The 14,176-nt window shown below is 62.2% G+C and carries 11 protein-coding genes; 5 read left to right on the top strand and 6 right to left on the bottom strand.

What is annotated here, in order from left to right; genetic code table 11:
- Nucleotides 1–57: 57 nt before the first annotated feature.
- The 5 genes from PJK54_RS02225 to PJK54_RS02205 form a co-directional block, all read right to left on the bottom strand.
- Nucleotides 58–618 carry a disulfide bond formation protein B gene (locus tag PJK54_RS02225; protein ID WP_271302157.1) on the bottom strand — a complete coding sequence of 187 codons (561 nt, stop codon included), beginning with the start codon at nt 616–618 and terminating at the stop codon, nt 58–60.
- A 260-nt stretch (nt 619–878) separates the two neighbouring features.
- A complete protein-coding gene (gene gshA / locus PJK54_RS02220) occupies nt 879–2,477 on the bottom strand; it encodes a glutamate--cysteine ligase (protein ID WP_271302156.1) in 1,599 nt (532 codons plus the stop codon).
- 163 nt (nt 2,478–2,640) lie between these two features.
- The gene (locus PJK54_RS02215) at nt 2,641–5,064 is read right to left on the bottom strand and encodes a Tex family protein (protein WP_271302155.1); all 2,424 of its coding nucleotides are present in this window, start codon (nt 5,062–5,064) and stop codon (nt 2,641–2,643) included.
- A 139-nt stretch (nt 5,065–5,203) separates the two neighbouring features.
- Nucleotides 5,204–5,701 (bottom strand): peptide-methionine (R)-S-oxide reductase MsrB, encoded by a 498-nt coding sequence (gene msrB, locus PJK54_RS02210; RefSeq protein WP_077375214.1) that lies wholly within the window; start codon nt 5,699–5,701, stop codon nt 5,204–5,206.
- A gap of 196 nt (nt 5,702–5,897) precedes the next feature.
- Nucleotides 5,898–6,659 carry an SDR family oxidoreductase gene (locus tag PJK54_RS02205; protein ID WP_271302154.1) on the bottom strand — a complete coding sequence of 254 codons (762 nt, stop codon included), beginning with the start codon at nt 6,657–6,659 and terminating at the stop codon, nt 5,898–5,900.
- A gap of 565 nt (nt 6,660–7,224) precedes the next feature.
- On the opposite strand from PJK54_RS02205, the gene PJK54_RS02200 reads away from it, so the two are divergent.
- From PJK54_RS02200 to PJK54_RS02180, 5 genes are all read left to right on the top strand, one after another.
- Nucleotides 7,225–7,767, top strand: coding sequence for an FxsA family protein (locus tag PJK54_RS02200; protein WP_077375219.1), 543 nt, complete (start codon nt 7,225–7,227; stop codon nt 7,765–7,767).
- A 496-nt stretch (nt 7,768–8,263) separates the two neighbouring features.
- Nucleotides 8,264–8,557: a co-chaperone GroES gene (locus PJK54_RS02195; protein WP_043331438.1), complete on the top strand. Its 294-nt coding sequence runs from the start codon at nt 8,264–8,266 to the stop codon at nt 8,555–8,557.
- A gap of 56 nt (nt 8,558–8,613) precedes the next feature.
- Entirely contained in the window at nt 8,614–10,263 is a 1,650-nt protein-coding gene (groL, locus tag PJK54_RS02190) for a chaperonin GroEL (protein ID WP_271302153.1), read from the top strand.
- A 313-nt stretch (nt 10,264–10,576) separates the two neighbouring features.
- Nucleotides 10,577–11,386 (top strand): RNA methyltransferase, encoded by an 810-nt coding sequence (locus tag PJK54_RS02185; RefSeq protein WP_271302152.1) that lies wholly within the window; start codon nt 10,577–10,579, stop codon nt 11,384–11,386.
- A gap of 334 nt (nt 11,387–11,720) precedes the next feature.
- A complete protein-coding gene (locus tag PJK54_RS02180; RefSeq protein WP_077375227.1) occupies nt 11,721–11,930 on the top strand; it encodes a hypothetical protein in 210 nt (69 codons plus the stop codon).
- Nucleotides 11,931–12,184: 254 nt separating this feature from the next.
- On the opposite strand, the gene rpsA is transcribed toward PJK54_RS02180, so the two are convergent.
- Nucleotides 12,185–13,864, bottom strand: a complete 1,680-nt coding sequence (gene rpsA, locus PJK54_RS02175) for a 30S ribosomal protein S1 (RefSeq protein ID WP_077375230.1) — start codon at nt 13,862–13,864, stop codon at nt 12,185–12,187.
- Between the last annotated feature and the right edge of the window lie 312 nt (nt 13,865–14,176).

Genomic DNA, 14,176 nt, shown 5'->3' with positions numbered 1-14,176 from the left:
TATCCTCCATGCGACGGACGCTGCCAACCCCCCACCATGGTGGCAGGCGTCATGCCCTCAACGCCGGAAGCTGCTCCACAGCATGGCCAGCGGTACCAGTGCCAGAGCACAGAAGCCGATCAGCGACCACTGAGGGATCGAGAGCCCCAGCCACTGGGCACTGATCTGCGCGCATTCACCGGAGGCATTGAGCACCTGGGTGATCACGTCCCATACCGGCAGCACTTCCAGCATGTAGTTGAGGCCCGGGCCACAGGCCGGCACCTGATCCGGCGGAAGGGATTGCAGCCAGACATGACGACCGGCCAGCACGATGGCACCCACACTACCCCCCAGCGCACCCAGCGCGTAGACGCGGGTACCGATACGCCCCGGTCCATGCACGGCACCCAGCAGGAAGAAGACGCCTGCCACGGCCACCGCCACGCGCTGGAAGATGCACAGCGAACACGGTGCCAGACCAAAGGCAAACTGCAGCACGAAGGCGACACCGAGCAGCAACGCGCACCCCAGCGCCCCCAGCAGGCACCACTGACGACCGCTCCAGCGCGCCAGACAGACGAGCCCCCCACCCTGGCGTGTCGGCTGTTGTCCTGATTGATTGTCCGCGTGTGTCATTTGCTGTCCTTGCCGTCCGACTCCACTGGAGTCATTGGTGAGAAATGGCGCGATCACGAAGACATCTCTCCATGACCACCTCAGAGCATGCGTGGCGTCATTGCCTGGCCAGGACGCACGCATGGGCCAGAGACATCATCGGCGCCTCAAGTCTGAGGCGCCGATGATGTCGCGATGGCCGGTGTCGCCGCGATCAGCGATGGATGCCTATCATGCCGCGCAGGGATGACCTGAACATGAATCGGCGTTGCATCGACGAGTCAGGCCGGTTGCGTAGCATGCGCCGAGGCAAAGTATTCGGCCATGAAGGTATCGAAGTCCTGATGGTCGCCGGCCTCGATATCGCCCTGTTGCTGCAGGGAGGTCTCGACCAGTTGATCCAGCAGGTAGCCACGTGCACGCTCCATCGGCTCCGTCTTGAACTGCTCGGCCTGCCCCTTGGCCAGTGCCAGCACTTCATCGACGAAGTTGCTGCCGTTGTCGAGCATGCTGGTCAGCAGACGGCCCGAGGGCGTGGTCTGGGCATCGTCAAAGCGCGGCGCGAGTGCCGCCAGCGCATCGCGATGCTCGCTGCCTGACTTGTGATTCTCGTCCAGCAGGCTTGCCACTTCGCCAAGCTCATCCATCACGTTGGCGGCCAGTTCACGCAGACGCCACTCCTCACCCTTGACGTTCAGGGTCAGCTCGGGGTCACGCCCCGCCTCCACGACGCGTCGCTTGCTGTCGTCAAGGTTGGCGCATTCCTCATCATCGATCCATGGGCTCTCGGTCAGCAGACACCAGATCAGGAAGGTATCGAGGAAGCGGATCTGCGTCTCGTCGATCCCCACCGGCAGGAAGGGATTGAGATCCAGACAGCGCACCTCGATGTATTCGACACCCCGGCCTTCCAGCGCCTGACTGGGCGTCTCGTTGTGCCGGGTGACACGCTTGGGACGGATGTCGGAGTAGTACTCGTTCTCGATCTGCAGGATGTTGCTGGAGAGCTGCGACCAGCTGCCATCGGCCTGCTTCACCCCCAGCTTCTCGTAGTCCTTCCACGGCGTGACGATGGCGTGACGCAGCGTCCCGACGAAGTTGTCCAGCGAGTTAAAGCAGATCTTGAGCTGCGCCTGCACCTTGTTCTGGTAGCCCAGGTCCGACATGCGCAGGCTGGTGGCATAGGCCGAGACCAGACTGCGGTCGGCCTGACGCTTGAGACGGTCATCATTGCCGCCATCCAGGAAGCTTTCGTCGATCCCCGGCGAGGCGCCGAACAGATAGAGCAGAATCCAGCTATGGCGACGGAAGTTGCGGATCAGCTCGAAGTAGCGGCGCGAGCGGAAGTCACGCGCATCCTCGCCTTCGGCATTCTCCATCTTCTGAAGCAGCGTCCAGAAATCATCCGGCAGCGAGAAGTTGTAATGGATACCGGCGATGGACTGCATGATGCGCCCGTAGCGCACATCCAGTCCCTTGCGGTAGACATGCTTCATGGTGCCGGTGTTGGAGGTGCCATAATCCGCGATCGGCACGCTGTCATTGCCGTTCAGCCTTGGCGGCATGCTGGCCGGCCAGATCAGCTCATCCCCCAGATTGCGATAGCTGAAACGATGCAGGTCCGCCAGAAACTCCAGGGAATCCTTGGGACGCGAGAAGACCGGCGTGATGTACTCGAGCAGCGACTCGGAATAATCCGTGGTGATGTACGGGTGAGTCAGCTTGGACCCCAGAGCACGCGGGTGCGGGGTCTGGCTGATGCGGCCGTCGGCGTCGACCCTGAGGCCTTCTTTCTCGATGCCACGGCGCAGACGCCCGAAGAGTCCCTGACGGGCGGGGGCCTTGAGTCGCGCAATGGCGGACGCGAGTTGCTCGGACAAGGTATTGACCCTTTCGCATGGGGAGAAGCCCAGCCTCTCCGGTCGAGTTGGATGACCATGGCCCGCGGACTGCACCGGATGCCATGCAAGACGCGAACGGCATCCACCGTTCGCGTCAGTCAGTATGCCCACATTATGGGCGCGTAAAAAATGCTTTCAAGGCTTATGATTTCGACTTGCGTGCATTGAGCAGGGCCGCTGCCATGGCATTGTTGGCGGGTGCCGCTCCGCCTCCTGCACTGGAGCCGCTGCCGCGACCGCCTCGTTCCTGACGGCCACCGCCGGTCTGGGAGCGCCCTCCACGATTGCCCTCGCCCCCGCGTCGCGCCTCGCCCCCCGCGCCTTTTTCACCGGGAGTATCGCTCATGCGCATGCTCAGCGCGATGCGTCCACGCGGTATGTCGACCTCCATCACCTTGACGCTGACGATGTCACCGGCCTTCACAACCTCACGCGGGTCGGCAACATACTTTTGCGACAGAGCAGAGATGTGTACCAGGCCATCCTGATGCACACCGATGTCCACGAAGGCCCCGAAATGGGTGACGTTGGTCACGACACCTTCAAGTTTCATGCCCGGTTCGAGATCCTTGAGCGTCTCGACCCCTTCCTTGAACTCGGCGAAGCGGAATTCAGGACGCGGGTCGCGCCCCGGCTTGTCCAGCTCCCGCAGGATGTCCGTGACTGTCGGCAACCCGAAGTGATCATCCGTGAACTCGGCAGGCTTCACGCTGCGCAGGAAGCTGCTGTCGCCCAGCAGGCTGGGTAGCTCACGGCCATGCGCCTTGGCGATACGCTCGACCAGCGGGTAGGCCTCAGGGTGAACGGCGCTGGCATCCAGCGGGTTCTCACCCTCGGCGATACGCAGGAAGCCGGCGCACTGCTCGAAGGTACGTGGCCCGAGCCGACTGACCTTCAGAAGCTCCTTGCGCGAGGCGAAGCGGCCATTGGCATCACGATGCGCGACGATGTTCTCGGCAAGCGTGGTATTCAGACCCGCGACGCGTGACAGCAGCGCACTGGACGCCATGTTGAGATCGACACCGACGCCATTGACGCAGTCCTCGACCACCGCCTCCAGACTGCGCCCCAGCTGCACCTGACTGACATCATGCTGATACTGGCCGACCCCGATGGACTTGGGCTCGATCTTGACCAGCTCGCCGAGCGGGTCCTGCAGGCGACGGGCAATGGAGACCGCACCACGAATGGTCACGTCCAGATCCGGGAACTCACGCGCGGCATATTCCGAAGCGGAGTAGATGGACGCCCCTGCCTCGTTGACCATCACCTTCTGCAGGCGACGACCGGACAGGCGGGTCAGCACGTCGGCGGCCAGCTTGTCGGTCTCGCGTGATGCGGTCCCGTTGCCGATGGCGATCAGCTCGACATCATGACGCTCGACCAGCCTGACCAGCTCCGCCACCGAGGCCTCCCAACGATTGTGAGGCGCATGCGGGTAGAGGGTGGCCTGATCGACATACTTGCCGGTGGCGTCCACCACCGCGACCTTGACGCCGGTACGCAGGCCCGGGTCCAGCCCCAGGGTGGCCTTGGGCCCCGCCGGGGCTGCCAGCAGCAGATCCTTCAGGTTGTCGGCGAAGACCTGGATGGCCTCCTGCTCGGCACGCTCACGCAGGCGGCCGATCAGCTCGCTTTCCAGATGGGTATAGAGCTTGACCCGCCAGGTCCAGCGCACCACCTCCTTCAACCAGCGATCCGCGGCGCGCCCCTGGTCCTCGAGGGAGAAATGCGCCGCGATGGCACCCTCCATCGGGTGCCGCGGCAACTCGTCCTCGCCTTCCAGCTTGAGCGCGAGGCTCAGCACGCCTTCATTGCGACCCCGCAGCATGGCCAGCGCGCGATGCGACGGTGCCTTGTGCAGCGGCTCGTCGTGCTCGAAGTAATCGGAGAACTTGGCGCCTTCCTGTTCCTTGCCCTTCATCACCCGGGCACTGAGGATACCGTCATCCCACAGACGCTGACGCAGACGACCGACAAGCGCGGCGTCTTCCGCGAAGCGCTCCATCAGAATCTGCTTGGCCCCATCCAGTGCCGCCTTGGGGTCGGCCACGTCCTTGTCGGCATCGACGAAGCCAGCTGCCTCGTCTTCCGGCACGAGCGTCGGGTCGCCAAGCAAGACATCCGCCAACGGCTCAAGACCCGCCTCACGGGCAATCTGGGCCTTGGTACGACGCTTCTTGCGATACGGCAGGTAGAGGTCTTCCAGACGCTGCTTGCTGTCGGCAGCCAGCACATCGCGCTCGAGACTCGCGGTCAGCTTGCTCTGCTCGGCAATGGATTCGAGTACCACCTGACGGCGCTCTTCCAGCTCACGCAGGTAGCGCAGGCGCTCTTCCAGAAGACGCATCTGGGTGTCATCCAGCCCGCCGGTCGCCTCCTTGCGGTAACGCGAGATGAAGGGCACGGTGGCGCCGCCATCCAGCAGCTCCACCGTCGCGGTGATCTGTTCTTCACGCACGTCCAGCTCCGCCGCCAGCGCCTGCTGGATACGGCGAGCGGTAGCAGCAGGCGACAGCGTCGGTGCAGGGCGAGCGGTAGTGGCGTCAGTTGCGGTAGCGTCCATGAAACATCGATCCCTTCACGACTATGATTCTGGTGACAAGACGCAGGCGGCCCGGTCGCTGAGTCGACCGGGCCGCCTGCATCACGATGCCGTCACGTTACCACAAAGCCCGTGGATTGCTTTAGCTTCACAGGCCCCCTCAGGCCGGCACGAAACGCAGCGCCACCCCATTGTTGCACCAGCGCAGTCCCGTGGGCCTGGGGCCGTCCTCGAACACGTGTCCCTGATGCCCTCCGCAGCGTGCGCAGTGATATTCGGTACGCGGCCACACCAGCCCGTAGTCCGTCTTGGTCAACAGATGCCCTTCGATATGATCGAAGAAACTCGGCCAGCCAGTGCCGGACTCGAACTTGGTACGCGAGGTGAACAGCGCAAGGTCACAACCGGCACAACGGTACTCACCGTCACGCGATTCCTTGTTGAGCGCGCTGGAGCCTGAGCGCTCGGTGCCTTCCTCGCGCAGCACGCGATACTGCTCTGCACTCAGGCGTGCGCGCCACTCGTCGTCATCCAGCACGAGCTCGGCAATGTCCGGCGAGCGCTCCAGCTCAAGCTCCGGGCGAGCGGCAGCCAGTCCCGGCAGTGCCAACATCGCACCGCCACCCAATACAAGCCCCATGAATTGGCGACGTTGCATGACGAATCTCCTTTATCCGATATGAACCGCGATACCGGGATTACGCACGGCACGCCTCGTTGGATGCATGTCACCTTGGCCCTCGCACGCAAGTCGACTCTCTCGCATGCACGAAAAAGCCCCCATATCGGCAGATCCGGCATGGGGGCTTGCGCATTCACAGAGGGAGGCATGACGTCAGGCAGGAGACATCGGCTCAGATACGCAGACCGCCATCACATTCGATCACGCGCCCCGTGAAGTAATCATTGTCGAAGATGAAGGCCACGCTGCCCGCGATGTCTTCCGGACGTCCCAGATCACGCATCGGGATGCCACTCTTGATCTTGTCGAGCATCTCCGGCTTCATGCCGGCGGTCATTTCAGTGGCGATGAAGCCCGGTGCCACGGCACCGACACGAATCTTGTAGCGCGCCAGCTCCTTGGCCCAGGTGACGCTCATCGCGGCGACACCCGCCTTGGCTGCGGTGTAATTGCTCTGCCCCATGTTGCCGGCGCGCGAGATGCTGGAGATGTTGACGATCACGCCCGGCTGACCGGCCTCGATCATCTGACTGGCGGCTTCACGCGTGCACAGGAAGACACCGGTCAGATTGACATCGATGACCTGCTGCCAGCTGGACAGCGACATGGTCTTCTCCACGACTCCATCACGCGCCTTGATCAGCAGACCATCTCGGGTAATGCCGGCATTGTTGACCAGACCACTCACCGGGCCCAGCGCCGCCTTGATGGCAGAGAAGGCTTGCGTGACGGAGACCTCGTCCGCGACGTCGGTCACGAACCCCTGCGCCTTGATGCCCGCCGCTTCCAGGCTCGAGACAGCGTCATCCAGACCGCCCTGTTCGATATCCAGCAGCGCCAGCACGGCGCCCTTCTTACCCAGATGTCGCGCCATGGCCAGCCCCAGCCCACGAGCGCCGCCCGTAATCGCGATGACCTTGTCGTCAAGCTTCATGTCCCGTCTCCCAGGTTGTCTGCCGACAGCGAGAAATGCCTGCCGGGTGCGAGGCCCGCATGCCGTACGAGCGTCACGATCAATGTGTCGAGTGTCCCGCACCGCGTCCATCCGCGTGTGCCACCGTGACTGGAGCTGTCACGGATGACGAACGCTGCAGGCTCACGGCGAATCTGCATGACGCAGTGCAACAGATTGCGACGTGTCCTGCCTCAACGCTGGCCCAACCGGCCAACGCAACCGGTCTCGTCATCAACGTAGCGGCCTGCAGGCGGGTGCTGATGCGACGTGCCCGCGTCCTTTCCGGCCGCCATGGGGCCCGCCTGGTCAGGCGTATCGTTGCCACCTTCGGACACTTGAGACATCCGTCGCGCCTGACACGGTATCACTCGCTGTCATTGTGCACTGCAACATCCAGCATGGCACCGCTCTACCACCAGCGCCAGCCATCCACGTCGGCCGGCATGAGCCTTTCATGACACCGATTCGACTGTTCCCCATCCTGCTGCTGGTTTACCCTTGACGCATTGGTGCAAGCTGCCATTTACCGGATTCGGGAGAGACGATGCCCATACTGCTAGTGATTACCCTGTTCGGGTTATTGGATTTCGTGGTGCTGTTCAGTCTTGGCAGCCAGATAGGGCTGTTGCCGACGCTGGCACTGGTACTGATCACCGGCGCCGTGGGCCTGCATCTGATTCGACGCGAAGGTCGCGCGACATTGATGCGTGCCCAGGAGCGCCTGCAACGTGGCGAGATGCCCTCCGGTGAACTGATGGAAGGCGCGGCGCTGATCTTCGGTGGCGCGCTGCTCATGGCACCGGGATTTCTCTCGGATGGCCTGGGACTGCTCTGCCTGCTGCCGGCCTCGCGTGGACTGCTGACCCGAGGCCTGAGCGGCAACAATGTCATCGCACGCTTCTTCAAGGGTCGCTTCTCCGCACAGAGTCAGTCACGTCAGACGCACTCCGGCAACTGGCAGTCCACGGATCACGGCACTGCCCAGCAGGAGGAGCCACAGCGCGAATCAGGCCGCGCCAATAGCGGTGACAAGGGTGGGCAGCCGCTGGAAGGCGACTACATCAGCCGCGATGAGCCCCGTCTGTAGGCCGGCATCGCGTCTCGACAGGCAAAGAGCCCGACGAGCCCCCACTGCATGATGATGATCTAAGCCCGGTACGGGAGCCCATCTCCCCTGCCGGGCTTTTCGTTGCCATGCATGGCCGCGCTGTGCATGGCCGCGCTGTGCAACGCGCCTCATCGCTGACACCTAGTACCAATGGACGTCATTCACCGTCGGGCGTCCACATGCCAGAGGCGTATGGCTCAGATACACTCAACTGCTTGATTCAACTCACAGTAGTGCATCGGGATAGTCGGCACCTCAAGTGCGTGCCTTTCAGGCGACGCAGTTGATGACGAGATTTGAAATTTTTTTATGTTCGCCTACTTGAAAGCTGTCCTCTCGCCACCATAAAAGCGGTGCAATGGATAACGGCCTCGCCTCTGCGAGGCCCAACACTCGGTAGGCAACCCCATTGAACGCCAGACGTGCCGGCAAAGACCGGCAGATGGCGGGATTTACCATCAGGAGAACGTGAGCAATGAACATCCGTCCCTTGCACGATCGCGTCGTGGTCCGTCGCGTGGAAGAAGAACAGAAAACTGCAGGTGGCATCGTTCTGCCCGGCAGCGCTCAGGAAAAGCCGACGCGCGGTGAAATTCTTGCCGCCGGCAACGGCCGCATCCTCGAGAACGGTGAAGTTCGCCCGCTTGACGTGAAAGTCGGCGACACCGTCATCTTCAAGGATGGCTACGGCGTCGAGAAGCAGAAGATCGACGGCGAAGAAGTGCTGATCATGAGCGAGAGCGACATCCTCGCCGTGGTGGAAGGCTGATTTCCAGCGTTTCCGGTTTAAATGCTACGACTTACTGATTAAAGGTAGAGATAACAATGGCTGCAAAAGACGTTCGTTTCTCCGATGATGCTCGCAAGCGCATGGCGCGTGGTGTCAATGTCCTGGCGGATGCCGTCAAGACTACCCTCGGCCCGAAAGGCCGCAACGTGGTGCTGGAAAAATCCTTCGGCGCACCGACCGTGACCAAGGACGGTGTGTCCGTCGCCAAGGAAATCGAGCTGAAGGATCGCTTCGAGAACATGGGCGCCCAGATGGTCAAGGAAGTCGCTTCCAAGACTTCCGACGTCGCGGGTGACGGCACCACCACCGCCACCGTGCTGGCTCAGTCCATCGTCAATGAAGGCCTGAAGGGCGTGACCGCCGGCATGAACCCGATGGACCTGAAGCGCGGCATCGACAAGGCCGTCATCGAAGCCGTCAAGGCCGTGCGTGAGCTGTCCGTGCCGTGCACCGACACCAAGGCCATCGCCCAGGTCGGTACCATCTCCGCCAATGGCGACTCTCGCATCGGCGAGATCATCGCGGAAGCGATGGAGAAGGTCGGCAAGGAAGGCGTCATCACCGTCGATGAAGGCCGTGGCTTCGAAGACGAGCTGGAAGTCGTCGAAGGCATGCAGTTCGACCGTGGCTACCTGTCTCCGTACTTCGTCACCAACCAGGACACCATGGCGGTCGAACTCGAAGACCCGTACATCCTGCTGGTCGACAAGAAGATCTCCAACATCCGCGAACTGCTGCCGGTGCTGGAAGGCGTCGCCAAGTCCGGCAAGCCGCTGGCGATCGTCGCCGAAGACATCGAAGGCGAAGCGCTGGCGACTCTGGTCGTCAACACCATGCGCGGTATCGTCAAGGTCGCGGCCGTCAAGGCGCCGGGCTTCGGTGATCGTCGCAAGGCCATGCTGCAGGACATCGCTGTCCTGACCGGCGGCACCGTGATTTCCGAAGAAGTCGGCCTCAACCTCGAGCAGGCCAACCTGGACCACCTGGGCACCGCCAAGCGCGTGACCATGTCCAAGGAAAACACCACCATCATCGATGGCGCCGGCAACGAAGGCGACATCGAAGCTCGTGTCTCCCAGATCCGCGCGCAGATCGAGGAAACCTCCTCTGACTACGACCGCGAGAAGCTGCAGGAGCGTGTCGCCAAGCTGGCCGGCGGTGTTGCCGTCATCCGCGTCGGTGCTGCTACCGAAGTCGAGATGAAAGAGAAGAAGGCTCGCGTCGAAGACGCCCTGCACTCCACTCGTGCAGCCGTCGAGGAAGGTGTCGTGCCTGGCGGTGGTACCGCCCTGGTTCGCGTCCTCAACCAGCTGACCGAGCTGAAAGGCGACAACGAAGACCAGACTCACGGTATCGCCATCGCGCTGCGCGCCATGGAAGCGCCGCTGCGTCAGATCGTCACCAACGCTGGCGAAGAAGCCTCCGTCGTGCTGAACAACGTCAAGGCAGGTGAAGGCAACTACGGTTACAACGCCTCCACCGGTGTCTACGGCGACATGTTCGAGATGGGCGTGCTGGACCCGGCCAAGGTGACGCGTTCTGCCCTGCAGTCCGCAGCCTCCATCGGCGGCCTGATGATCACCACCGAATGCATGATCGCCGAAGACCCGGAAGACAAGGCAGCTGCCGGCGGCGGCGACATGGGTAGCATGGGCGGAATGGGTGGCATGGGCGGCATGATGTAAGCCAGCCTCACCCCACGACTCACCCGTCGTGACCCGAACCGCTCCTGCGTAAGCAGGGGCGGTTTTTTCATGCCTGACATTCACGCTTCCCGCCGTGACATGCCTCGCTTGCACGGCGCAGGCCGCTACCTGACTCCTCTCGCCCGTCACGCTACACTAGGCGCCACTTTTTTGCGGCGACCTGAGACATTGCCTCTTCGTGATGACAGTGCATGACGCTGGCAGTACACGAGGCTGGCAGCGCATTGACGCCCACGATCAATGACGACAACCGCTCAGGCCGCGCGCCTCGCTTGCCCAGGATCTTCTTCTCATGACTGATACCTCCAGCTCTGCCTCGAGCCCTGCCACCCTCGACAATGTGCGTGTCGTGCTGGTGCAGACCTTCCATCCCGGCAATATCGGCGCTACCGCTCGCGCCATCCTGACCATGGGCATCAAGGACCTGGTGCTGGTCAACCCGCGCTGCTTCCCCGATGAGGAAGCCACACGCATGGCCAGCGGCGCCGCGGAGCTTCTGGAAAACGCCCGCGTGGTCGAGCATCTCGAAGACGCCGTCAATGACTGCCAGCTGGTCATCGGTGCCAGTGCCCGCCTGCGCAGTCTGCCGCTGCCTCACTTCGATGAGCCGAGCGAGATGGCCGCGCGCGTCATCGATACCGCCCAGGATGGCAAGGTGGCGCTGGTGTTCGGCCGTGAACGCTTCGGGCTGACCAACGAGGAGATCGGCTGCTGCACGCACCAGGTGTCCATCCCCACCAACCCCGACTACGGCATCCTCAATGTCTCCCAGGCCGTACAGGTACTCGCCCACGAGTGTCGCAGCGCCTGGCGTCGCACCCTGGAGCCAACCAGCGAGGCTCCGGTCGCGCGTCGTGAGGATGACCAGCTGCCGACCCGCGAGCAGCTCGGCCACTTCCACGAGCACCTCGGCCGTGCCCTGCGCGGTTCCGGCTTCCTCAATCAACCGCACTCACAGACCGAAGAGCGTCTGCGTGCACTGTTTGCCCGCGCCGAACCGACCCGCCGTGAGCTGTCCATCCTGCGCGGCATGCTGGCCAACCTGGAACGCCAGACCGCGGCCGCTGAAGCCACCAAGCCCGATCAGAGCGAGAACGACTAGACCACGCAGGGCTGGGCGGGGATGGACCAATCCAGAGACGATGGGGCCGGCAACGACTGGTACTTGGTCTGCTGGCCCGCCCCGCCAATTCCACAGGCAGACTGTCAGCTCGACGTCATCGTCCTGACATGGATCAAGGCGCACGCTTGAACATCGTTCAGACTGTAGTGGTCACGACGATGACTCGCGACGGAAGGTGGCAGGGTCACGCAGACCCCGCCGCCCCTGTCGCCACCTCAGGCAAAGACTCCCGATGAGCGCGCGACAGCTCGCCACGAGAGGCGTCACGCCTGACCCTTGCAATGATGTTCATTGAACTCAAGGAGCGCCCACCATGACTCAGACAGCCTCTCTCAGCCCTCAGCAACTGGCCCGCGACATCCAGCAACTGGAAAAGCGCCTGCATCAGATCGACCCGACGGAGCAGCCGGCACAGTACCGCAGCCTCTACTGCACCATCTCCCTGCGCCAGATGCAGCTTCTCGCCCAGAACAGTCAGCGTGTGGACTCCGGGCATTCTCTCGCCAGCGGAATCAACCGGTAACGTCCGCACAGCGAGGACAGGGTGCACAGGCACGATCTCTGCACTTTCCAGACACGATCTCCGCACTTCCCGGACACGCTCTCTGGACACAAAAAAACCGCCACCCCGAAGGGTGGCGGTTTTTTTCGTTCCTGCGCATGACATGCGTCGTGTGCAGGATACCGATTCGGAGACGCTGAGGTGGCAACCAGAGGCATGTCACCTCAGCGTGGATCCGGACATCCCGCCTCACGAGGAGGCGGAATGTCTCGGGATCACTCCTGACCCAGCTGCTGCTTGATCAGGTCACCGATGGTCGTCGGGCCGTTGCTCTCGACTTCCTGGGTACGCGGCTTGGCAGCATCGCGACGCGGTGCTTCCACCTGGTCCTTGGACTTGACGGACAGGTTGATCAGGCGGCTCTTGCGATCCACACCGACGATCTTGGCTTCGACAGCATCGCCGACGCTCAGGACGTTGCGTGCGTCTTCGACACGATCAGCGCTGATTTCAGACGCCTTCAGGATGGCGATGACGTCAGTGGCCAGCTCGACCTGAACTTCCTTGGCGTCGATGTCGACAACACGACCGGACACGATGGCGCCCTTGTCGTTGACGGCCAGGTATTCAGAGACCGGATCGCTCTCGAGCTGCTTGATGCCCAGAGAGATGCGCTCACGTTCCGGATCGATGGACAGGATGACCGCTTCAGCTTCTTCACCCTTCTTGTAACGACGCACGGCTTCTTCGCCAGCTTCGTTCCAGGAGATGTCAGACAGGTGAACCAGGCCGTCGATGCCGCCTTCCAGACCGATGAAGATACCGAAGTCAGTGATTGACTTGATGGTACCGGAGACACGGTCGCCCTTGTTGTGCTTGCCGCTGAAGTCTTCCCACGGGTTGGTGGTGCACTGCTTGATACCCAGGGAGATACGACGACGCTCTTCGTCGATGTCCAGAATCATCACTTCCACGTCATCGCCGACATTGACGACCTTGGACGGGTGGATGTTCTTGTTGGTCCAATCCATTTCGGACACGTGGACCAGACCTTCGACGCCCTCTTCCAGCTCGGCGAAGCAGCCGTAGTCGGTGAGGTTGGTGACGCGTGCGTTGATCTTGGCGCCTTCCGGGTAGCGAGCCTTGATGTTGACCCACGGATCTTCACCCAGCTGCTTGAGACCCAGAGACACACGGTTGCGCTCGCGGTCGAACTTCAGCACCTTGACGTTGATCTCGTCGCCGACAGCAACGATCTCGGACGGATGCTTGATGCGCTTCCAGGCCATGTCGGTGATGTGCAGCAGGCCGTCAACGCCGCCGAGGTCGACGAAGGCGCCGTAGTCGGTCAGGTTCTTGACGATACCCTGAATCTGCTGACCTTCCTGCAGAGTGGCCAGGAGGGCTTCACGCTCAGCGCTGTTCTCGGCTTCGAGGACGGCACGACGAGACACGACAACGTTGTTGCGCTTGGCGTCGAGCTTGATGACCTTGAAGTCCAGTTCCTTGTTCTCGAGGTGGGCGGTGTCGCGCACAGGGCGGACATCGACCAGAGAACCCGGCAGGAAGGCACGGATGGTGTTGATGTCGACGGTAAAGCCACCTTTGACCTTGCCGTTGATCACGCCCTTGACGATCTCGTCCTTCTCGAAGGCGGCTTCCAGCTCTTTCCACGCTTCGGCACGCTTGGCCTTCTCGCGGGACAGGCGGGTCTCACCGAAGCCATCTTCGACGGCTTCCAGCGCGACCATGACTTCGTCGCCGATGCTGATGGACAGCTGGCCACTTTCGTCACGGAACTGTTCAGACGGAATCTGACCTTCAGATTTCAGACCGGCATTGACAGTGATCCAGTCGCCATCGATATCGACGATGGTAGCGGACACGATTGCGCCCGGCTCCATGTTGATGTCCTGGAGTGACTGTTCAAATAAATCAGCAAAGCTCTCGCTCATGGTATTCCTACATGATCAACGTTTGGGGCGGCTTGCACCGCAGTCTCCGTACCACCAGCAAGCACGGGCCATATCTACATATCCCCGGGGGCGTTGACGCTGGTTCGAGATACACCGGCTTTCCGCTTGCCGCCGATGCACCCCATGACACCTGGCCGGGGGGTTGATGACACCGCAGTGTCATCTGGGTCGTGCCTTGTCCTGCGTCTCCGCTCGCAGAGCGAGCGAAGCCTGCCACTGCCCGGCCCGAAGGCCTTGATGCAGCAGCAGGCTATCAATCGATTGTCCTGACACAACAGGTACGCTTGCCGA

The sequence above is a fragment of the Cobetia sp. MMG027 genome (assembly GCF_027947415.1).
Taxonomy (GTDB): domain Bacteria; phylum Pseudomonadota; class Gammaproteobacteria; order Pseudomonadales; family Halomonadaceae; genus Cobetia; species Cobetia marina.
Note: the sequence above shows the minus strand (reverse complement) of the source record. Positions and strands in the feature narration are given on the sequence as shown.